Source organism: Microvirga rosea (assembly GCF_020595095.1).
GTDB lineage: Bacteria > Pseudomonadota > Alphaproteobacteria > Rhizobiales > Beijerinckiaceae > Microvirga > Microvirga rosea.
The window spans coordinates 106,057-126,624 of sequence record NZ_JAJDOP010000001.1 but is presented as its reverse complement, the minus strand read 5'-3'; the positions used below and the strand labels follow the sequence as shown (position 1 = coordinate 126,624).

At 62.2% G+C, this 20,568-nt stretch carries 17 protein-coding genes; 13 read left to right on the top strand and 4 right to left on the bottom strand.

The genetic code is table 11. The annotated features are described in order from the left end of the window. Position 1: 1 nt before the first annotated feature. Entirely contained in the window at positions 2 to 3,640 is a 3,639-nt protein-coding gene (locus LJD17_RS00580; RefSeq protein WP_227381865.1) for a tetratricopeptide repeat protein, read from the bottom strand. 151 nt (positions 3,641 to 3,791) lie between these two features. Next, positions 3,792 to 4,166, bottom strand: a complete 375-nt coding sequence (locus LJD17_RS00575; RefSeq protein WP_227382883.1) for a response regulator — start codon at positions 4,164 to 4,166, stop codon at positions 3,792 to 3,794. A gap of 429 nt (positions 4,167 to 4,595) precedes the next feature. Between LJD17_RS00575 and LJD17_RS00570 the strand changes: the two genes are divergently transcribed. Both LJD17_RS00570 and LJD17_RS00565 read left to right on the top strand, forming a co-directional pair. After that, entirely contained in the window at positions 4,596 to 5,066 is a 471-nt protein-coding gene (locus LJD17_RS00570) for a tellurite resistance TerB family protein (RefSeq protein WP_227381863.1), read from the top strand. Further along, complete coding sequence (locus tag LJD17_RS00565; protein ID WP_227381861.1) at positions 5,059 to 5,799, top strand: glutamine amidotransferase; 741 nt, start codon at positions 5,059 to 5,061, stop codon at positions 5,797 to 5,799. The genes LJD17_RS00570 and LJD17_RS00565 overlap by 8 nt, the downstream gene beginning before the upstream one ends. Positions 5,800 to 5,806: 7 nt before the next feature. Here LJD17_RS00565 and LJD17_RS00560 read toward each other — a convergent pair whose 3' ends face one another. Continuing rightward, positions 5,807 to 7,240 carry a helix-turn-helix domain-containing protein gene (locus LJD17_RS00560; protein WP_227381859.1) on the bottom strand — a complete coding sequence of 478 codons (1,434 nt, stop codon included), beginning with the start codon at positions 7,238 to 7,240 and terminating at the stop codon, positions 5,807 to 5,809. Between the two features lie 185 nt (positions 7,241 to 7,425). On the opposite strand from LJD17_RS00560, the gene aceA reads away from it, so the two are divergent. The 11 genes from aceA to LJD17_RS00505 all read left to right on the top strand — a co-directional run bounded on the left by aceA (position 7,426) and on the right by LJD17_RS00505 (position 19,555). Beyond that, complete coding sequence (aceA, locus tag LJD17_RS00555) at positions 7,426 to 8,745, top strand: isocitrate lyase (protein WP_227381857.1); 1,320 nt, start codon at positions 7,426 to 7,428, stop codon at positions 8,743 to 8,745. A gap of 32 nt (positions 8,746 to 8,777) precedes the next feature. Beyond that, positions 8,778 to 8,987, top strand: coding sequence for a DUF4170 domain-containing protein (locus LJD17_RS00550; protein WP_227381855.1), 210 nt, complete (start codon positions 8,778 to 8,780; stop codon positions 8,985 to 8,987). Positions 8,988 to 9,170: 183 nt separating this feature from the next. Then, positions 9,171 to 10,085, top strand: coding sequence for a glycine betaine ABC transporter substrate-binding protein OsmF (gene osmF, locus LJD17_RS00545; protein WP_227381853.1), 915 nt, complete (start codon positions 9,171 to 9,173; stop codon positions 10,083 to 10,085). 101 nt (positions 10,086 to 10,186) lie between these two features. Continuing rightward, on the top strand, positions 10,187 to 11,347 hold the full coding sequence (locus tag LJD17_RS00540; protein WP_227381852.1) for an ABC transporter permease: 1,161 nt from the start codon (positions 10,187 to 10,189) through the stop codon (positions 11,345 to 11,347). Then, positions 11,344 to 12,282: an ABC transporter ATP-binding protein gene (locus LJD17_RS00535; protein WP_227381849.1), complete on the top strand. Its 939-nt coding sequence runs from the start codon at positions 11,344 to 11,346 to the stop codon at positions 12,280 to 12,282. The genes LJD17_RS00540 and LJD17_RS00535 overlap by 4 nt, the downstream gene beginning before the upstream one ends. Next, positions 12,279 to 13,013 carry an ABC transporter permease gene (locus tag LJD17_RS00530; RefSeq protein WP_227381847.1) on the top strand — a complete coding sequence of 245 codons (735 nt, stop codon included), beginning with the start codon at positions 12,279 to 12,281 and terminating at the stop codon, positions 13,011 to 13,013. Before LJD17_RS00535 ends, LJD17_RS00530 begins: the two co-directional genes overlap by 4 nt. 80 nt (positions 13,014 to 13,093) lie before the next feature. After that, positions 13,094 to 13,660 carry a biliverdin-producing heme oxygenase gene (locus LJD17_RS00525; RefSeq protein ID WP_227381846.1) on the top strand — a complete coding sequence of 189 codons (567 nt, stop codon included), beginning with the start codon at positions 13,094 to 13,096 and terminating at the stop codon, positions 13,658 to 13,660. Beyond that, a complete protein-coding gene (locus LJD17_RS00520; protein ID WP_227381845.1) occupies positions 13,657 to 15,900 on the top strand; it encodes an ATP-binding protein in 2,244 nt (747 codons plus the stop codon). The genes LJD17_RS00525 and LJD17_RS00520 overlap by 4 nt, the downstream gene beginning before the upstream one ends. Beyond that, entirely contained in the window at positions 15,901 to 16,356 is a 456-nt protein-coding gene (locus LJD17_RS00515; RefSeq protein WP_227381844.1) for a response regulator, read from the top strand. Between the two features lie 2 nt (positions 16,357 to 16,358). Further along, positions 16,359 to 17,417 carry a sensor histidine kinase gene (locus tag LJD17_RS00510; protein WP_227381843.1) on the top strand — a complete coding sequence of 353 codons (1,059 nt, stop codon included), beginning with the start codon at positions 16,359 to 16,361 and terminating at the stop codon, positions 17,415 to 17,417. After that, positions 17,414 to 19,555, top strand: a complete 2,142-nt coding sequence (locus LJD17_RS00505) for a sensor histidine kinase (RefSeq protein WP_227381842.1) — start codon at positions 17,414 to 17,416, stop codon at positions 19,553 to 19,555. The genes LJD17_RS00510 and LJD17_RS00505 overlap by 4 nt, the downstream gene beginning before the upstream one ends. A gap of 23 nt (positions 19,556 to 19,578) precedes the next feature. Here the strand turns inward: LJD17_RS00505 and LJD17_RS00500 are convergent, their stop codons facing one another. Next, positions 19,579 to 20,559 carry an isoaspartyl peptidase/L-asparaginase family protein gene (locus LJD17_RS00500; RefSeq protein ID WP_227381841.1) on the bottom strand — a complete coding sequence of 327 codons (981 nt, stop codon included), beginning with the start codon at positions 20,557 to 20,559 and terminating at the stop codon, positions 19,579 to 19,581. Positions 20,560 to 20,568 lie beyond the last annotated feature (9 nt).

Sequence of the window (20,568 nt, the reverse complement as noted above, 5' to 3'; positions counted from 1 at the left end):
CCTAGAAGCGTGCCTTCATGGTGGCCGCGAAGGTCCGTCCCAGACCCGGGACGCCCGGGGCGACCTCGTAGTCGCGGTCGAACAGATTGACCACCGTCAGACCGAGCAGGAGGCGGCGGTCCGGCGTTTCCCACGATACGGACGCATCCGTGCTCCAGTAATCGTCCAGCTTCGTACCCACCAGGTCGCCGGTGCGGTCCCCCACGAAGGTCTCGGACAAGGTCAGCCTCAACCGGCTCGGATGCACGAATGTGATGCCGGCGCGGGCGAAGTGCCCGGCAATGAACGGAACGTCGAGGCCGGGAGCCTCTTCCGAGCGGACCTGGGTCGTGGTCACGCCGACCGTTCCGAAAACGCCGATGCCATTCCCGAGCCAGAGGTTGGTGGTCGCAGCGAGCCTCTCGACTCGCGCCTTCCCGACGGATACGGTGTCGAAGGTGTTCGACAAGGGAAGATCGAGGTTGCGTATGTCCTGGCGTTGATACTCGAGCGCCGTGAAGACATGCGGCGACCATTCCGCGTCCCACCGAAGCGCCAGGGTGTCCATCCGGCCGCTGATACCAAGGGGCAGGGCATTCGGCACGAGGCCGACCGTCGTGATCGGCGAGAGGGTAAAGGCCAGGGGAAGGATACCGTCCTGCCGGTAGGCCGCACGCAGCCAATGTCCTTCCACGGGCGAGAAAGCGACACCGACGCGCGGGGACACCAGCGTGTCGGAGCGCTGCCGCTCCACGTCCACGAAGGATCGTTGCACGCCGGCCTGCGCCTCGAACTTGTCGGACGGTCTCCAGAACAGGTCCGCGTAGAGACGGTTGGCGTTGAAATCGGCTTCGGTCCGGTCCGCGGTATCGGCCGATTGGCTTTCTCGCGAGAGAGCGCTCATCACCACGCCGCGTCCGAATACGCCCGCGAAGGTACGCCCGAATTGGCCCTCATAGCCGTACCGGAGGGTAAAGTCGTTGAACGCGACCGAATGGTTGACGGCTGCCACGACTCCCTCGGTCCGGGTGCTGGACCACTGCCGCTCGGCGAGGATCAGAGGAGGAATCTCGGCGTTCACGGACTCGAAGTTGCGCCGGTCGAGGCCCCGATTGGCGTAAACGGCCGCCGTCAGCACATTCCGGTCGGCGAAGTTGTGGCTCCAGCCGGCACCAGCCTGCATGGAGGTGAGCTCCTGATCGCTGGTGTAAAAGCGCGTCGGCCGATCCACGCGGATCAGCGGAGGCTCGACTTTCGCCGCCGAACCAAAGATCAGGAATCGATCCGCTGCGGAAGGAGCGATGCCGAGGAAGAGGGACGCGGTATCGGCGGCTTCCCTGTCGATGGCTTCACGCGCGTCGATCTTGGTTCGCCCGGCCGAGAGCGAGAAGGAGGTCGGGAGAGGCTCGTTCGAGAAACCCTGGACGGTCGCGTCCGCCCCCCAGCCTACCCGGTTGTCCTTGACGAACAGGCTGCCGCCCACTTCCGCATCCACGAACGGGCGACGCAGCAGATCCTGTCGGCGCACGCGGCTCGAGACCGCGAGCGGGTCGAAGAACAGCCCCTGGACCGTCAGGTTGAAGGCGGTCAGATCCGTGCTGTCGTTCTCCAGGGAGGAGATGCTCGGCCGGGTCGTGAGAATATTGGGTCGGCGTGCGGCCGCCTGATCGAAATAGCTCGATGCGGTGAAGGGGTCGAAGACCCGGTCGCCATAAAAGCGCGCCCACTCGTTCAGGTCGATAAAGCGATAGGCCGCGGCCGGGTACGAACCCGCCTGCTTGTTGACCGCAAGTCCGGCAAAGTCGCCGCCTCTTTGGCGGAATCGGCGCACGGATTCCCGCGCGGCCAGAACGGCTTCGTCGGCGCGGTATTGATCGAGGGCGACCGCCGTGCGGGCGATCGACACGATCGGATCATTGGGATCGAGCCTGTCGGCATTGTCCAGGGCCTGGATGGCCAGCTCGTCGTCCCCATTCTGGTAATAGGCGATCGCCGTGGCGAGCAATCCTTGGGAATAGGCGGGATTGGCCGTGGAACCGGCCAGGATGGCCTCGAGGCCCTTCGCGGTTTCCCCGGTCTGGAGCAGGTAACGCCCAAGGGCGATATAGCCCGTGCTGAAGGCCGGATCGATCGCGAGCGCCTTGTCGATGAGGACCCGGGCTTCCTCGACCCTGCTCTGATCGAGCAGCAGGATGGCCAGATTGGCATAGGCGACCGGGCTGTCCGGATCGGTCGCGATGGCCCGGCGAAGGGCTTGTTCCGCCGCGATCGGGGAATCCCCGGTGGATTCGAACAGGCCGATCGTGTTCCAAAGATCGGAATGGCCCGGCGCGATGGTCGTGGCGCGGCGCAAATTCTCGACGGCGGACTTGTATTCCCCGTCGATCTGACCGCGAATGCTGCTGTCGGCGATGATCACATCCGGATCATCCGGATCCATGGCCTTGGCCCTGGCGATCGAAGCGCGCATCTCCTCGCGGCGATTGAGCGCGAAGGCGATCTGCGCCGACGTCACGGCAATGCGTGTATCGTTGGGGAAGCGCTTCTCCGCTTCCTTGATGACCTCGGCCGCGGCGGTCAGATCCTGCCGGAATGCCACCACATAGGCATGGGCGAGGGCTGCAAGCGGATCGTTCGGGGAACCCTTGGGCTCCGTGTAGACCTGTTTCGGATTGGCGAGCGACAGGGCGATGTAGCGACCATACGAGGCGATCACCCGGCGCTTGGCATCAACGCCCCGCTCGGCCCGGCCGTAGAGAACGGCGGCATCCTGCCACCGCCGCTGAAGACTTGCGAGAACGCCCTCGACAAGGTCGGCGCGTGCGCGCTGCGACTGGTTCAGGCCGCGGTTCCGTGCTTCCGCAAGGGCCTGCTCCGCAGCAGCCCGCCCATCGAGATAAAGGGCGATTTCCGCAAAGCTGAGCCAGTCCTCTGCCCGGCGGGCCTGCGGCGGGATCGCCTCGATCCGGGCGCGCTCCGCCCGCATGGCCGGCCCGGTCAGGACCGAGGTCGTTTGAGACGAAAACGCATCGCGCAGCGTCATGTAGAAGAGCATCTGCTCACGATCGTTGGAATTCACCAGAACGTATTTGGTCGGCGCCTGCCCGAGGGCCGCGACGGCGCCCTCGCCCTGCCGAACGGTGACGGATCCCTGCGCGTTGCGCAGTTCGACCACGCCTTCCAGGACGACCAGAGCCGTCTTTCCCGAGCCATCCACCGAAAGGGACCAGTCGGTCCCTCGGATGGCCGCCACCGCGGCCGGCGTTTTCACGTCGACGCCTGATCCGCCGCGGGCGGCGCGGGCCCAGATCGTCCCGGCCTGAAGGGTCAGATCCGTCTTGTCGTTGGCGCTGCTGGCAACGTCATTGACGATCAGGGTGGAATTCTTGCCGACGCGGATCTGCGTTTGGTCCGCGAACAGAATCGCCAGATTGCCGATGGCGTTGGTGCGCAGGACGTCGCCTCCGACCACATCCTGGCGGATCTCGGCGGCGCGCCACTGATTCTCGCGAACGAATCGTAATTCCTCGCCGCCCTTGGCGGCCACGATGGATCCGGCCACCGGCGTCGGACGCGGCACGGGGACCTGCGCAAAAGCACCGGTCAATCCAAGTGCCACGGCACTTGTTGCGGTCAGAAGGCGAAGTAAAGAAGGCGGCATCTGCGCTCGCTGACAAGGTTACAACATATCCCAGATTCAGGCCGGAGCTTAATCTGGGATAACGTAACTTGAAAGCGGATTTAGAACACTCCGACGGTGTTTTCCCGCACATGATGAATATGCGGTGACAATATAGCGAAATGTGTATCTTTTAGGTGCGGTTGGCGCGCGCGATCAGCAGCTTTTGCTTGAGATCGTTTTGTGCGAACGGCTTTTGGAGAACCGGCCGATCCCGGAACGTATCCCGAATGCCCGCGCTGCCATAACCGGTCGAGAACACGAACGGAATGGAGCGTTGAGCCAGGGCTTCCGCGACCGGATAGATCGGCTCGCCAGCGACGTTCACGTCAAGGATGGCCAGATCGACCTGCTCCCGTGCGACCGCATCGAGGGCGGCGGACAAACGGGCTGCCGGGCCGATGACCTCGCAGCCGAAGTCGAGAAGCATGTCCTCCAGCAACAGGGAGATAGCGGCTTCGTCCTCTACAACCAGGATGCGTAAGCCGTTCAGATCGCCGCTGCCCATCAAGCTTTCGGTCACAACTTCACTTTCTCTTACAAATTGGTCCGTGCCCAAAAGGCATGGTGCCAGAACCTGCCGCCGGAATGCCTGAAGCATTAACGGGAATCAGTAACATGTACCATCGTCCCGGTCAGCTCCAAAGCATGCTTCCGACGCATAGGTCGCACCATGATGACCTCAGCCCGTGCGAGAGGCTGCGAGTCGGTCCGACACATCGCGCCGGTAGCTTGGCCGTGTGCCTAAAGTCATGGCGGATTCGATAGATTTTTCAAGACCTTTGTTCACATTTCCCCGTGCTTCGACGGGATGAATTCGTGAGGCCGGCGGGTTACGTAAAGGAACATGTGTGACAGATGGACCTAGGCCGCTCTCGGGCAACCGGGCGAACGTGGCCTCTTGCGAAACAGAAGAACTCGCCTGAATAATCGGCGCATGTCGTTTGTGTCCTATTTCCGCGATATCCTCGGTGCCGAGACCGCACCTGAAGGTGTGGTCGATCATGGTGAGCAGCTCACCGTCGCCGCCCTCCTGACCCTTGTGACTCACGCCGACGGGCGCATCCTCAAAGTCGAGGAGGAGGCTCTTCTGTCCCTGATGCAATCCCGGTTCGGATTGACGGAAGGGCAGGCGGAGCGCCTGATCACCCGCGTCCGCGACAAGAAGGATATGCTCGATCCAGCGACGACGCTGATCGACCGTATCGCGCAGGATATTCCCCCGTCCGATCGGCCCCGCCTTCTGGCGCTGGCCTATCAGGTGGCGGCGGTGGACGGGGTCGTTCACGAGTTCGAGGACGATCTTATTTGGCGAACGGGACGGCTCCTGGGCCTATCGGATGCGGAGCTGCATGCCATCAAGCAGGATTCCCTGAACCCTCGCGCAGCGGGCCCGGATCATGGCTGAGAGGATTGCTCGGGCGCCGATCTTGATCGTCCTGCACCAGGAGCATTCCACTCCCGGCCGGGTCGGCCGTCTTCTGCAGGAGCGCGGATATTCCCTCGACATTCGCCGACCGCGCTATGGCGATCCCTTGCCGGAAACGCTGTCCGGCCATGCCGGCGCGATCATTTTCGGCGGTCCCATGAGCGCCAACGACACGGACGATTTCGTCAAGGCGGAGATCGACTGGATCGGCGTTCCGCTGCGGGAAAACAAGCCCTATCTCGGCCTTTGCCTCGGTGCGCAGATGTTGGCCAAGCATCTTGGGGCCCAGGTATGGGAGCATCCGGAAGGGCGGGCTGAAATCGGTTACTATCCCCTCGTTCCGACGGAAACCGGCACCGCCTTGAGCCGTCTTTGGGGCGTTCCCTGGCCGACCCACGTTTATCACTGGCATCGAGAGGGGTTCGACTGCCCGTCCGGCGCCGACATCCTTGCGACCGGCGACGATTTCCCGACCCAGGCGATCCGTGCGGGCCAAGCCGCCTACGGCCTTCAATTCCACCCCGAGGTGACGCACGCCATGATCTGCCGTTGGACCGTCCGGGCGGCGGAGCGGCTTGCCATGCCGGGCGCGCAGGATCGCGCCCGCCAGATCGAGGGACGTTTTCTCTACGACCCCCAGGTATCGCTGTGGCTCGATCAATTTCTCGATCATTGGCTCGAAGCGCCCGGCAAGGCGGACCTCGCAGCCTGACGGGAATTCACGCCGGGTCGAATTCGAACGGCGAAACTCCCCGCTTCATCTCATCCACGATCAGCGCATGCATGAGAGGCGGCGCGGCGCGCTGAGGGCAGGCGGGCCGCTCGCACAGGCGGCAATTGATGCCGATGGGAGTCGGGTCCGGGGTGGTGAGGTCGAGACCGCGGGCATAAACCAGCCGGTGCGCGTATTTCAGCTCGCAGCCGAGGCCGACCACGAAATGCGGATCCGGCATTCCCCAGACCGTCGAGGCGCGTTTGACCGCGCGCGCCACCGAGAACCAGCGCGACATGTCGGGAAGCTCGATGATCTGGGTGACGATCTGCCCCGGCGTCTTGAAGGTGGCGTGGACGTTCCAGAGCGGGCAGGTGCCGCCGTATTGCGAGAACGGAAAGCGCCCCGACGAGAAGCGCTTGGAAACATTCCCGGCGGAATCGACCCGGACCAGGAAAAACGGAATACCGCGCGCTCCGGGCCGGGCGAGGGTGGTGAGGCGATGGGCGACCTGCTCGAAACTCGCCCCGAAGCGGGCACCGAGCACATCCACGTCGTAGCCGAGGCTTTCCGCCGCCGTGTGAAACTTTCCGTACGGCATCATGAGGGCGCCGGCGAAATAGTTCGCGAGCGACACGCGCAGCAGGCGCCTGGCCGGTCCTTCTGCGGGTTCGAGACGGACCGAAAGGTCGTCGATCACCTGCCGCATTTCCGCGAATGCCAGCTGGTAGGCGGCCTGGAAGGTCCTGCCCGGCGGATCCACCATCTCGGAAATCAGCAGCTGACGGCGATGGTGGTCATAGCGGCGAAGCGAGTCGGACATGATGTCCACCGGCATGACTCTGACTCGGATCCCATGATGGATTCTGAGGCGCTCGGCGATGGCGAAGAAGGGCTCGTGCCCGGTGACCTGCAGGTCGGATGCGAGCGCCTCGGCGGCCTCGTCGAGCTCCGGGAAATAGTTGCGGGCATTCTGGATCAGCTGCCGGACGCGATCGACGGGGTTGTCCTGCGGCGCGTCCTCGGCCCGATCCCGATCGCTCACCTCGGGCGTCTGCGCCTCCCGCGCGCTGCGTAAGGACACGTAGGCCCGGTAGAGGCGGCTCACCGCATCGATCAGCCCCGGGGCCGTTTCGATCGCCTCACGCAATTCGAGGCGTGGGACCGGTGTGCTGCGGAAGAGGGGGTCCGTGAAGATCTCCTCCAGCTCGGAAGCCGCGCGCTCTGTATCGTCGGTGGCGAATTCCCGCGGGTCGAGGGAATAGGCATGGGCGAGGCGGATCAGGACCTGCGCCGTGATCGGACGCTGGTTGCGCTCCATCAGGTTGAGGTAGCTCGGCGAGAGGCCGAGCTCCTCCGCCATGCCGACCTGGCTCAGGTTGAGATCGCGTCGCAGACGCTTGAGACGGGGGCCGACGAACAGCTTCTTGGCATCATCCATTGTAAATTTCTTTACAGCTTTACGCAGGTTGGCCTGTCGTGAATTTACACGGTCACTTTTCTTTGGAAATCAAGCGTTGAAAGAAACTCCTCCTTAGCCGTTACTGATGAAGAGCCGCCTGTTTCTCCGCGTGATTGTGGATTGCAGGATGGATTTGTCAATGAATGTAAACGGAAGGATGCACAATGAACGCCTCAGCCGAACCGGGTTCTTTCGACGAGCTCTTCGCCGCCGTGCCCGCCGGGCGCTTCGACGGCATTCGCCGCCCTTATGCGCTTGACGATGTGCGGCGTCTGCGCGGCTCCCTGCCGATTGCCCATACGCTGGCCGAGCGCGGCGCCCAACGCCTCTGGCAGCTCCTGCAGGAGCGCCCCTATGTTCATTCGCTCGGAGCGATGACCGGCAACCAAGCGATGCAGATGGCTCGCGCGGGGCTCGAGGCGATCTATCTTTCCGGCTGGCAGGTTGCGGCGGATGCCAATGTGGCCGGCGCCATGTATCCCGATCAATCGCTCTATCCGGCCAATTCCGGGCCCGAGCTCTGCCGGCGGATCAACCGGACGCTCCAGCGGGCCGACCAGATCGAGCATGCGGAAGGCGGCGCGCAGCGGGATTGGTTTCTGCCCATCGTGGCGGATGCGGAAGCGGGTTTCGGTGGTCCTCTCAATGCCTTCGAGATCATGAAGGCGTATATCGAGGCCGGCGCTGCGGGTGTGCATTTCGAGGATCAGCTGGCTTCGGAGAAGAAATGCGGCCACCTCGGCGGCAAGGTGCTGATCCCGACCTCGGCCCATGAGCGCAATCTCGTCGCGGCGCGCCTCGCGGCGGACGTCATGGGCACCACGACCCTCGTGGTGGCGCGAACCGACGCGGAATCCGCCCGGCTCATCACCTCCGACGTGGACGAAAGGGACCGGCCGTTCATCGAGCCCGAGAGCCGAACTCCCGAAGGCTTCTATCGCCTGAAGGAAGGAACGGGCCTCGATCACTGCATCGCCCGCGGCCTTGCCTATGCGGAATATGCGGATCTTCTGTGGTGGGAGACATCGCACCCGGATCTGGACGATGCACGGACCTTCGCGGACGCGATACACAAGCGTTTCCCGGGTAAGCTCCTGGCCTATAACTGCTCGCCCTCGTTCAACTGGAGGAAGAAGCTCGACGACGCGACCATCGCGACCTTCCAGCGTGAATTGGGCGCCATGGGCTACAAGTTCCAGTTCGTCACGCTCGCCGGTTTCCATCAGCTCAATTTCGGGATGTTCGATCTGGCGCGAGGGTATCGGGAGCGCGGGATGGGCGCCTATTCGGAGCTTCAGACCCAGGAATTCGCGGCCGAAGCGAACGGCTATACGGCAACCCGCCACCAGCGCGAGGTCGGCACCGGCTACTTCGACCAGGTGTCTCTCGCCATTACCGGTGGGCAGTCGTCGACGACCGCCATGAGCGAGTCCACGGAAACGGCGCAGTTCCGCCCATCGGCGAAGCTCCAGGCGGCCGAATAGCCCGAATTCAACCCCAACAATGGAGAACGACCATGCAGAAGAATCGCTACTGGGTCGTGGGCGGTGAATACACGTCCACGGATTTCGAAACTCTGATTCAGGGTACGGAGCGTGTCGTCGGCCCCTTTGAACACCGCAGCGATGCGGAGCGGACCTGGCGATACCTGTCCGAGGACCACCGGCCCCAGGCGCAGGTGCGCTTCACCATCGCGCAGGAGCCGCAGGGCGCGTTTTTCGCGTGACGGTTCTTGATACCGCAACGGAAGGCGCCCCGATCCCGCATCCGCACGCCCCCCGGATGCGGGATCTCGCCGTCAACCATACCGGAAGAGACGCGACGGAATCTTAGCAAGAGATCTGTCGGCGTGTAGAATAGGCCCTACATCAGGGGTCCGGATTACCGGATCCTCCGCAGGGGTCGTCTGATGAAAAACGTTTTGATATCTCTGGCTTCGGCTGCCGTCATGAGCCTGTCCACCCTGGCCGCGCAGGCCGCAGACGTGGTGGTTTCGTCGAAGATCGACACCGAAGGTTCGGTCCTCGGCAATATTATCCTTCAGGTGCTCAACGCCAACGGCATCAAGACGCAGGACCGCATTCAGCTCGGCGCCACGCCCGTGGTGCGGAAAGCCATTACGGCCGGCGAGATCGACATCTACCCGGAATACACGGGAAATGCGGGATTCTTCTTCAACAAGGCCGATGACCCGGTCTGGAAGGACGCGGCCAAGGGATACGAGACCGCCAAGCAGCTCGATTATGATGCCAACAAGATCGTCTGGCTCACCCCGTCTCCCGCCAACAACACGTGGGCGATCGCTCTCCGTAAGGATGTTGCGGGCTCCAACAAGTTGGCCAGCATGTCGGATTTCGGGAAATGGGTCGCCGGCGGAGGGAGCGTGGTGCTCGCCGCATCGGCCGAGTTCGTCAATTCCGCCGCGGCCCTTCCGGCCTTCCAGAAGGCTTACGACTTCAAGATGAAGCCGGAGCAGCTGATCGTTCTGTCCGGAGGCGACACGGCCGCGACCATCAAGGCGGCAGCGGAGCAGACGAACAAGGCCAACGCCGCCATGGTCTATGGAACGGACGGGGGCATTGTGCCGTCCGGGCTCGTGGTCATGGCGGACGACAAGAGCGTGCAACCGGTTTATGCGCCCGCGCCGATCATTCGCGAGGCCGTCCTGAAGGACAACCCCAAGATCGCCGACATGCTAAAGCCGGTCTTCGAATCGCTTGATCTCAACACCTTGCAGACGCTCAATGCGCGGGTGCAGATCGGCGGCGAGGCGGCCAAGGCGGTCGCGGCCGACTACCTGAAGTCCAAGGGCTTCATAAAGTAGGCGATCAGGATGGGGCGATTGTGGAGCGAGGCTCTCATGCGAGGGGGACAAAGCCCGCTGTGACCGCATCTTCCACGCGGGCGAGCCGATGGGATGCATCCATGCCTCGTCTGGGCATCGCATTCGACCGCCTCGGGAGCCTCGTTGCGGCTCTGGCGCTTTTTGCGGCATTCGTTCTGCCGTTTGTGACATATCGGGCCAACCGGATCGTGTCCGGCGAACCTCGCCTGCTGCTTCACGCGCTTCCGACGACGATGATCGTGATCGTCCTGGCGGCGGTGATCGGCGCCGCATGGGTCGCTGTTCTGATTCGCCGGCCTTCAGTGCGATTGATCGCCGCCGCGGTCGGTCTCGTCGTCGTCGCTCCAGCCGTTGGTCTGTCGGCAGGGTTCGTGACGCCGGCCGGCAACAGCTTCGCCCGCGTATCGCCCGCTTCCGGATTCTGGCTCCTGGTCCTCGCATTCGGTCTTCTGGCAGCCGATTCTCTGACACGCCTGCGCTTCGGCCCCTGGGCGCGTCTCGCGGCTCTTGCGGTCGCAGCCGGGGCCATCGCGTTGCTCCTGTTGTCCGGCGCCTGGCACGATCTTTCGCTCCTGAAGGAATATGCGACTCGCACAGACAGTTTCTGGCGTGAGGCCCGACATCACGTTCTTCTCAGCCTCGGATCGGTCCTGGCTGCGGTCATCATCGGTTTGCCGCTCGGCATCCTGTGCCACCGGGTGCGGGTGGTCCGCGTCCCGATGCTCCAAGTCCTCAACATCCTGCAGACGATCCCCAGCATCGCCCTGTTCGGCATGCTGATGGTCCCTCTGGGGTACCTTGCGGCGAACGTGCCTCTCGCGGCGGCGATCGGGATACGCGGCATCGGCACGGCCCCGGCCTTCTTGGCGCTTGTTCTCTATGCGCTTCTCCCGATCGTCGCCAACACGGTCGTGGGACTTGATCAGGTTCCGGCGAGCGTCGTGGATGCGGCGCGCGGCATGGGAATGTCGCGCAGGCAGCGGCTGTTCCAGGTCAAGTTTCCGCTGGCGCTGCCCGTCATCCTGACGGGCATCCGCATCGTGCTGGTTCAGAATCTGGGTCTTGCGACGGTCGCGGCGCTCATCGGGGGAGGGGGCCTGGGCACTTTCGTGTTCCAGGGAATAGGACAGACGGCCATGGATCTGGTGCTGCTGGGCGCCATTCCGACCGTCGGTCTGTCGTTCGCCGCGGCGGTTATTCTCGATGCGATCATCGAACTTGCCGGGAGAGCCCACTCATGATCGAGATCCAGAACCTTTCAAAGCGCTATGACGATACGATCGTCGTCGACGACGTCAGCATGCGGATGGAGGAAGGATCCATCACGGTGATCGTCGGCACGTCCGGCGCCGGCAAGTCGACCCTGCTGCGCATGATCAACCGGCTTGTCGAGCCGAGCTCCGGCCGGGTTCTGATCGACGGCCAGGACACGATGGCGGTTCCCGAGGACGAACTGCGCCATCGGATCGGCTACGTGATTCAGGGAAATGGGCTTTTCCCTCACCGAACGGTCGCCGGGAATATTGCCACGGTGCCTCGTCTGCTGGGATGGGAGGCTAAGCGGATCGGTCAGCGGGTCGACGAGCTGCTGCAATTGTTCCAGCTCGATCCGGCCGAATTCGCCGGAAAGTACCCGCACGAACTGTCAGGTGGGCAACAGCAGCGGGTTGGCGTCGCGCGGGCCTTGGCGGCCCGGCCCGCGCTCCTTCTGATGGACGAGCCGTTCGGAGCTCTTGATCCGGTTATTCGGAGCAAGGCGCAGGACGATCTCCTTGCCATTCAGCGCCGCCTGGGCACGACCGTCGTTCTCGTGACACACGATATGGAGGAAGCCTTTCGCCTTGGCGACAAGATCGCCGTCATGGATGAGGCTCGGCTGGTGCAGTATGGGACGGCCGCCGAGTTGCTGACCCATCCCGCGGAAGGATTCGTCGAGCGGCTGGTCGGCACCGCCGAGCGGCCGTTCCGGCTCCTGTCGCTCACGAGAGTCCGCGATGTGGTTGAACCAGGCACGGCGGATGGGGAACCCCTCGATGCGTCCATCGACCTTCGCGAGGCCCTGGCCAGAATGGTCTGGGTGGGACGCGACGCGCTTCCGGTTCTCGATTCGTCGGGAGCGATGCTCGGCCGGGTCAGCATCGGGGGCATTCTCGCCCATGGACGGCAGGCCCCATGATACGACCGGCTGTGTTTCTGCGGATCGCAGCCTTTGCGCTGCTCGTCACGTTCATCACGGCGCCGCACGTCTTCGCCTTCGCGTTTGAGCCGTTCACGGAAAATGGCGCCCCGGCCATTTACGATCAGGGCAGTCTTCTGTCCCTGACCATAGCCCATCTGCAAACCGTGTTCGGAGCGGTCAGTGCCAGTACGGTCGTTGCCGTCTTGCTCGGAATCTTCGTCACGCGGCCCTCGGGTTTGGAGTTCCTCCCCCTGTCCCGGAGCATCGTCAATATTGGCCAGACTTTTCCTCCGGTCGCCGTCTTGGCTGTTGCGGTACCGCTCGTGGGCTTTGGTCAGGCCCCAACGCTGATCGCCTTGTTTCTTTATGGACTGCTCCCGATCTTCGAGAACACGATCAGTGGCCTCACTCAGGTTCCGCCACTGGTTCTCGATGCAGCCAAAGGCATGGGCATGACGCCGCGCCAGCGCCTCCTGAATGTGGAGCTTCCGCTTGCGATGCCGGTTATCCTGGCAGGGATCCGCCTCTCCGCCATCATCAGTCTCGGCACGGCCACCATCGGCTCGACCGTTGCGGCCAAAGGGCTCGGCGAGGTTATCATCGCCGGTCTCCAGTCCAACAACGTGGCCTTCATCCTCCAAGGCGGGTTGGTGGTTGCGGTCCTGGCTATCCTGCTTCACGATGGGTTGATGGCTTTGGAACGCACCATTGCCGCCCGCTTGGGCTGATCCATGTAACGTATCTGCGGCCGCATCCGGTCGGCAAGGCAAAGAAAACAAACATTTCCCCCTAATTTGTTACATTATTCATGAATCTTCTCGAACGTCTGAAAGTGGAAACTCGATCGGCGCATGATCGAATCGAAAAGGTCGTCGATCTCGATCGACATACGGCTACGCTTGCCGATTATCGTCATCTTCTGAAACGATTTTATGGGTTCCACAGCGTTTGGGAGGAGGCCGCAGGGCCCCTGATTTCCGACAGGGAGTTCTTTCGCCAACGCCGCAAAACAGCCCTGCTCGCCAGGGATCTGCAACAGCTTGGGATGACGAGGGACGAGATCGCGCAATTGCCACGATGCCACCCTTTGATGCCCCTTGCGGGAGAAGCTGCGGCGCTGGGAAGCATGTATGTGATCGAAGGCTCTACGTTGGGAGGCGCCATCATCGCCAAGACGGTCGAACGGCGTCTCGGCCTTAACCCGGAGACGGGCTGCGCCTACTTTCGGAGCTATGGCCGGGAGACGTCGCTCATGTGGAAGTCGTTTGGAGCGCGCCTCCTTGAGATATCGTCCGCGACCGCGGACGATCTCATCGTCGCGTCGGCTCAACGGACATTCGATGTCATGCGGGTTTGGTTGGGCGAGGCGCCATGAGCATTCAAAGAAACGAGCGTGAACCTGACCTGACAGCCTGTGACCGGGAACCGATCCACATTCCCGGGAGCATTCAGCCGTATGGGATGCTTCTGGCGCTGAACTTATCGGACCAGACCGTCACCTATGCGAGCGCCAACACGGCTCCGACTTTCGGCCTGACAAACAGTTCGATCCTCGGGCGGGTCTTCCGCGAGACGCTGCCCGAGATGGCAGGATTGCTGGAAGCCGATCTCGTTCCCCCCGAGGAGCGCGGCAACACGCGCTTTCTTCGGACGATTACCCTCGACACCGCGCATGGCCGGAAGACCTTCGACGCCGTGGTGCACAACACGGCCGGGCAGGCGATCCTTGAACTCGAGGAAATCCAGCAAGGCACCGCAACCACCTTCGACGCCCTGCACCCGACCTTGCGACGGTTCGTCGAGCAGTTGCAGGCTGCGACATCGGTGGACGAATTATGCCGGCTCGCCGCGGAGGATGTGCGCCGGATTACCTCTTTCGACCGTGTCCTGGTCTATCGCTTCGATCCGGATTGGAACGGCAATGTCATCGCTGAAGATCGCAACGAGGTCCTGCCTTCGTATCTGGGCTTACGGTTCCCTGCTTCCGATATTCCGGCTCAGGCTCGCGAGCTTTATCGCCGCAACCGGCTTCGCATCATCTCCAACGCCGATTACGCGCCCATTCCCATCGAGTCCTTAAGCGCGGATCCTCTCGATCTCAGCGATTCCATCTTGCGCAGCGTTTCCCCCGTGCACCTGGAGTACATGCGCAACATGGGAACCATGGCGTCGATGTCGATCTCGATCCTGAGAAACGGCGTCTTGTGGGGGCTGATCTCGTGCCACAGCAAGGAGCCACGGCGTGTCCCGCTGCAGGTTCGCAATGCCTGTGATTTCCTCACCCAAATTTTCTCGCTTCAACTCGAAGCGCGCGAGCGGGCCTCCGCTGCCGAAAATCGGATGCGCCTCGGTTCCATCCAGGCACGGCTCCTCGGGCATATGGCGGCAGAGGATGTGTTCATCGATGGTCTCGTGAACAATCCTTTCGAGCTCATGGATCTGGCGGGCGCACAAGGGGTCGCGATTATCGACCGTGACCGGTGCTATTGCCTTGGGCAAACCCCGGACAAGCCACAGGTGCAGGACTTATTCGAATGGCTATCAGGCCAGCAGACGGAGGATGTCTTCGTCACGGAGAAGCTGTCGGAGCATTACCCTCCGGCGAAAGCCTACGCGGCCATCGCGAGCGGGCTCCTGTCCATTTCGATCTCGAAGGTGCACTCCAGCTATATCATCTGGTTTCGCCCCGAGGTCGTCCAGACGGTCAACTGGGGCGGGGATCCCCAAAAGCCTGTTCAAGGCGCGCCGGGCGAGACGCGTCTGCATCCTCGCATTTCATTCGAGATCTGGAAGGAGACGGTTCGGGGACGCTCACTTCCTTGGGATCCGGGGGAGATCGACGCCGTCAAGGAACTACGCAATACCATTGTGGGGATTGTGCTTCGCAGGGCTGAGGAGCTCGCCTCGCTGACTGAGGAGCTCCGCCGCAGCAACAAGGAGCTGGAAGCGTTCTCCTATTCGGTTTCTCACGATCTGCGGGCTCCCTTCCGCCATATCGTCGGTTACGCCGAACTCTTGAAGAAGCAGGAAAGCGAGCACATTACGGAGCGCGGAAGGCGATACGTCGACACGATCATCGAGTCCGCCTTTACGGCCGGAACATTGGTCGACAACCTTCTGAACTTTTCTCAAATGGGCAGGACTTCGCTCAAGCCTCGCCAAATTCCGACGGAGCCTCTCGTCCGCGAGATCAGACAGCGGCTCGCCCTTGAAGTGGGGGATCGGCATCTTCGATGGAAGATCGGCGATCTCCCGTCGATTCACGCCGACCCCTTCATGATCAGGCTTGTGTTTGAGAATCTTCTCGCAAATGCGGTAAAGTACACCCGCACGCGAGACGAAGCTGTCATCGAACTGGGTTCGTACAAAGAAAACGACCATGTGGTCTTTTTCGTGCGCGACAACGGCGTCGGTTTCGATATGGCCTATGTTGGAAAGCTCTTCGGCGTTTTCCAGCGTCTACACCGCATGGAAGAGTTTGAAGGAACTGGAATCGGATTGGCCAATGTCCGCCGCATCGTGGAGCGACACGGGGGCCAGACCTGGGCCGAGGGCGCCATCGACCAAGGCGCCACCTTCTATTTCTCACTGCCAGATATCAAAGGAGCGGCGTGAATGCCGGAACTGAAGCCTATCCTTCTTGTCGAGGATAACCCCAAGGATGTCGAGCTGACATTGACGGCGCTGGAGCAGAGCCAGCTCGCCAACGAAGTGGTCGTGGTGCGCGATGGCGCCGAAGCTCTCGATTTCCTTTATCGCCGCGGTTTTCACGAAAGCCGGAACACCAGCGACCCCGCCGTCGTGCTGCTGGATCTGAAGCTGCCTAAGGTCGACGGCCTTGAGGTTCTGGCGAAGGTCAAGGCAGACCCTGAGCTGCGCCATACGCCGATCGTCATGCTCACATCGTCACGAGAGGAAAGCGATCTGGTCAAAAGCTATGAGCTCGGCGTCAATGCGTTCGTCGTCAAGCCGGTCGGCTTTCGCGAGTTCTTCGATGCCATTCAGGATCTGGGAGTTTTCTGGGGAATCCTCAACGAGCCCCCGCCGCGGAACGATAGAACGAGGCCATAACAATGCCGACCACGCGGGTCTCGCCATCGGAGCACACGTTGCGCATCCTCCTTCTGGAGGACAGCGCGCTCGATGCCGAGCTCGTTATCGAGGCATTATCGGGTATCGAGCGCAGAACCGACATCACGCGGGCCGTATCTGCGGCGGAATTTCGGGAGGCGCTGGTCGGCGACGAATGGGATGTCATACTGGCAGACTATGTCGTGCCCGGATTCGACGGTCTGAGCGCCCTGTCGCTTGCGCGCCAACGCAGTGCGGACACCCCCTTCATCTTCGTCTCCGGGACTCTCGGTGAAGAGATTGCCGTCGAGGCAATGAAGCATGGTGCGACCGACTACGTGATCAAGCAGCGTCTCGAACGACTGCCGGCAACGGTCCTTCGTGCGCTGGCGGAGGCTTATGAACGCAGACAAAGGCGGCAGGCGCAAGCCGCTCTTCACCGGCTTCTCGAAGAAAGAACCGCTCTTCTGCATGAGCTCGACCATCGCGTGAAGAACAATCTGCAATTGCTTCTTTCCCTCGTGAGCATTGAAGTTCGAGAAGCTGAAACCGAGGAGGTGCGAAGCACTTTGTGCCGGACGAAAGCACGGTTGCAGGCGCTCGGGACGGCTCACCGCGATCTCTATGACGGAAAGGGCATGCGACTGTTCGATGTCACGACCTTCGCTCGGAATCTGTGCGAGGAGCTGACATCCACGGACGAGACGATGGATATCAGGCCGGAGTTCGATCTCGACCCTGTCGAAGTCGAGGCCGCAAAAGCTGCGCCTATCGCACTTCTCTTTAACGAACTTGTCGTCAACGCCCTTGCTCATGCCTATGATCACCGCAAAGGTAAGTTGAAGCTCGAAATTCGAAAGCATCCGGGGCAGCTCACCTTTGCAATCGCCGATGATGCGTTCTCACCACGGGAGAAGAGCGCTGCCCGTATGAGCAGCGCCGGGACGATCCTGAGAGCTCTTGGACGGCAGCTCGAGGCCGTCGTGACCTGGCCGGAGAAGGATCCCAAAATCCTCGTGAGCGTGGCCATGCCGCTCGATGAACCGGCGCCAAGGCCATGAGTCGGGAGAAATCAGTCTCGCCGATCGATGACGATAGGCCAACCCGGGCAGCAGGGACATCGCTGCGGCAGTTGCTGTGGGGGCTGGTTCTCGCCCTCGCGCTTCCCACGATCGCGGTTGCAGGTGCCGGCCTCTATTCTGTTTATCGGGCCGAACAGGAGGCCACCGATCTGCGGCTGCGTGAGACAACCCGCGCCTTGGCCTTGTCGCTCACCCTCGAAATCGAGAAGGCCGAGTCGGCCCTTCGGACCCTCGCCTATTCTCCTTTCATCAGGAAAGGCGATTTCGAGTCATTCCATGAGCAGCTCGCCCAGGCGCCGCTGCAAAATGCCATATGGATTGCCTTATTCGAGCCGAGTGGGCGCATTCTTGTCACGAGCCGCGCGCCTTATGGCGAGAAACTTCCCGACAGCTTGCGTCCGGAAATCCTTCAGCGGGTCGCCAGGACCGGAAAAGCTGAGTTGTCGGATCTCACGTACGGGCCACTCACCCGGCAATCGATCGTGACCCTCGATGTGCCGATCATCATCGACAACAAGGTCGCGTATGTTCTTGGGATGGCCATCGACCCGGCGGTGTTTCAGGAACTGATCAACGATCAGCGTATCCAAGAAAACTGGCGCGCCGCGATCATCGATCGCGGCGGGAAGATCGTCGCCCGTTCGAGGTCGCCGGAAGTCTATATCGGACAGAGTATCCGGCCGGAGCTTTATCGCGCGATTGCCGAGGCGCCGGAGGGAAATATCGAGACGACGTCTCTCGATGAGGTTCCGGTCCGGACATACTTCACCCGCTCCTCGAGCTATGGCTGGTCCTTCGTCATCGGCTATCCGGCCGCCGAAGTATCTGCCGCCCTGCGGCGGCCGTTGGGATGGCTCCTGGCGCTCGGCGCCGTCATCGTGGCCGGGCTTCTCCTTGCGGCCTGGCTTTCACGATCCATCGCCCGTCCCGTGGACCGTCTTGCTATCGCGGCCCGGAATCTGGGGAGAGGAGAACGCGTTGTGGGGCCGCCCACCCACGTGCTTGAGTTCGATACCATTCAGAAAGCTCTTGCCGAGGCGGCTTCGGCGATCGAGCGCCAGGAAAACGATAGGCAGAAAGCTCTTGAGGCGATTGCGGAAAGCGAAGTTCGCCTGCGTCTTGCGTTGAATGCCGGAGATCTCGGCTCGTGGGAGTACAGTCCCGGAACCAACGAGTTCAATGCTTCGAGCACATGCCGGGTCGTCTTCGGTCGGGATGTCGACGAGCCTTTCACTTACCAGGACCTTCTCGACGCAATTTATCCGGATGACCGCGCCAAGCAGGCAGCCGCTGTTCGCGAGACTCTGACCCATCACCAGGACCTTCACGTCGAATATCGGATCATCTGGCCCGACCTGAGCATTCACTGGGTGCGCGTCAGCGGGCGCATTCGGACAGAGGCCGGCGACAAGGTTACCCTCGTGGGCGTTTGCCAGGATATTACCGCCCGGAAATTGGCGGATGAGCGTCAGGCCTTACTGCTTCACGAGCTCAATCATCGCGTCAAGAACACCCTTGCGACCGTCCAGTCGATCGCTTCGCTCACCCGGCGCTCCGCCGAAGCCGAGGATCCGGCCATATGGGACGCCTTTCTCGGACGCCTCCAGGGCCTTGCCAAAACGAATGATCTTCTGACCGCGACGAACTGGAACGGCGCCGATCTGAGAGATGTGCTCAGCAACGAGCTTGACCCCTATCAGGATGTGCTGGGGCGACGCGTCAGGTTACGTGGACCGCGGGTCAGCCTCCAGGCCAGCGCGGTGCTCGCATTGGGGTTGGCCGTGCATGAGCTTGCCACGAACGCCGCCAAGTATGGCAGCCTCTCCCACCCTGAAGGGCGTATTCGTGTGACGTGGGCCGTCACAAAGGGCGATAGTCCGAGGTCCCTACTCGTGGAATGGGTGGAAACCGGCGGACCACCGGTCGTCCCACCGAAACGGCAAGGATTTGGGTCAAAACTCATTCAGCGAGGACTGGCTCAGCAACTCGGGGGCGATATCAAGCTCATCTTCGCGCCAACCGGCGTGCGATGCGTCATCACATTTCCGGTCGTTGGTGTCGTGGCTGAACTTGAGGAGCTCAGCGGCAATCGGGACCAGGAGCGTGTCGCATCCTGATCCCGTGTCTGAAGTCAAAGAGATCAGGCCGATTGTGCCTTCGCTCTATATTCTATCAGCGGCTCATCGTAGATCGCCGTTCTGAGGACCCCATCGCCCCGCACGACACCGCGATACATGCCAGAACAGTTGAACGGCAAAGCGACGGAGCCGTCGTGACCCACGGCGATGACTCCACCCGATCCGCCAGCTGGAGCCAGCATGTCCATCACGACAGCTCTCGCAGCCTCATCGAGGCTGCGGCCTGCATAGCGCATGAGAGACGCAATCTCATGACCTGCCGCATAGCGGATGAAAATTTCGCCGTGCCCGGTTCCGGATACCGCACACGTCTCGTTGTCCGCCCAGGTGCCGGCGCCGATCACAGGACTGTCGCCCACACGGCCCGGCGATTTTGCCGTCATGCCGCCCGTGGACGTTGCTGCCGCCAGACTGCCATGGCGGTCGCGTGCGACAGCTCCGACCGTGCCGTGCTTGCGCGATTCGTCCTGATCGTCGGCGCCTGCCTTTCGCATCGCCAAAGTTTCCTGCAGAGCATTCCAACGCTGCTCCGTGAAAAAATAGGACGGATCCTCGAATGCAAGCCCCTGCGCGCGGCAAAACTCCAAAGCACTTTCTCCGATCAAGAAGACGTGGTCGGATTTCTCCATGACGGCCCGTGCGGCGAGGATGGGGTTGCGAGGACCGCACAAGCCTGCCACCGCTCCCGCAGCACGATCTCGCCCGTCCATGACGGCGGCATCCATCTCCTGCTTGCCGGCGGACGTATAGACGGCGCCGCGTCCGGCGTTGAACAGGGGCTCGTTTTCCAGCGCCATTACGGCGGCCGTGACCGCGTCGAGCGCGGTCCCGCCGTCAGCAAGCACCGAGCGGCCAGCTTCCAGGGCTGCCCGCAGCCCTCGGTGGTAGGCGGCCTCCCTTTCGGGCGTCATTTTGTTGCGAAGGATTGTTCCTGCGCCTCCATGAACCGCAAGAACGAAGTCGTTGTGGGATGATGAGCTCATGATGTCGTG

Bases quoted from the DNA above. Each gene is read 5' to 3' on its own strand.
- LJD17_RS00580 (WP_227381865.1), bottom strand. From the start codon at position 3,640: ATGCCGCCTTCTTTACTTCGCCTTCTGACCGCAACAAGTGCCGTGGCA.
- LJD17_RS00575 (WP_227382883.1), bottom strand. From the start codon at position 4,166: ATGGGCAGCGGCGATCTGAACGGCTTACGCATCCTGGTTGTAGAGGAC.
- LJD17_RS00570 (WP_227381863.1), top strand. From the start codon at position 4,596: ATGTCGTTTGTGTCCTATTTCCGCGATATCCTCGGTGCCGAGACCGCA.
- LJD17_RS00565 (WP_227381861.1), top strand. From the start codon at position 5,059: ATGGCTGAGAGGATTGCTCGGGCGCCGATCTTGATCGTCCTGCACCAG.
- LJD17_RS00560 (WP_227381859.1), bottom strand. From the start codon at position 7,240: ATGGATGATGCCAAGAAGCTGTTCGTCGGCCCCCGTCTCAAGCGTCTG.
- aceA (WP_227381857.1), top strand. From the start codon at position 7,426: ATGAACGCCTCAGCCGAACCGGGTTCTTTCGACGAGCTCTTCGCCGCC.
- LJD17_RS00550 (WP_227381855.1), top strand. From the start codon at position 8,778: ATGCAGAAGAATCGCTACTGGGTCGTGGGCGGTGAATACACGTCCACG.
- osmF (WP_227381853.1), top strand. From the start codon at position 9,171: ATGAAAAACGTTTTGATATCTCTGGCTTCGGCTGCCGTCATGAGCCTG.
- LJD17_RS00540 (WP_227381852.1), top strand. From the start codon at position 10,187: ATGCCTCGTCTGGGCATCGCATTCGACCGCCTCGGGAGCCTCGTTGCG.
- LJD17_RS00535 (WP_227381849.1), top strand. From the start codon at position 11,344: ATGATCGAGATCCAGAACCTTTCAAAGCGCTATGACGATACGATCGTC.
- LJD17_RS00530 (WP_227381847.1), top strand. From the start codon at position 12,279: ATGATACGACCGGCTGTGTTTCTGCGGATCGCAGCCTTTGCGCTGCTC.
- LJD17_RS00525 (WP_227381846.1), top strand. From the start codon at position 13,094: ATGAATCTTCTCGAACGTCTGAAAGTGGAAACTCGATCGGCGCATGAT.
- LJD17_RS00520 (WP_227381845.1), top strand. From the start codon at position 13,657: ATGAGCATTCAAAGAAACGAGCGTGAACCTGACCTGACAGCCTGTGAC.
- LJD17_RS00515 (WP_227381844.1), top strand. From the start codon at position 15,901: ATGCCGGAACTGAAGCCTATCCTTCTTGTCGAGGATAACCCCAAGGAT.
- LJD17_RS00510 (WP_227381843.1), top strand. From the start codon at position 16,359: ATGCCGACCACGCGGGTCTCGCCATCGGAGCACACGTTGCGCATCCTC.
- LJD17_RS00505 (WP_227381842.1), top strand. From the start codon at position 17,414: ATGAGTCGGGAGAAATCAGTCTCGCCGATCGATGACGATAGGCCAACC.
- LJD17_RS00500 (WP_227381841.1), bottom strand. From the start codon at position 20,559: ATGAGCTCATCATCCCACAACGACTTCGTTCTTGCGGTTCATGGAGGC.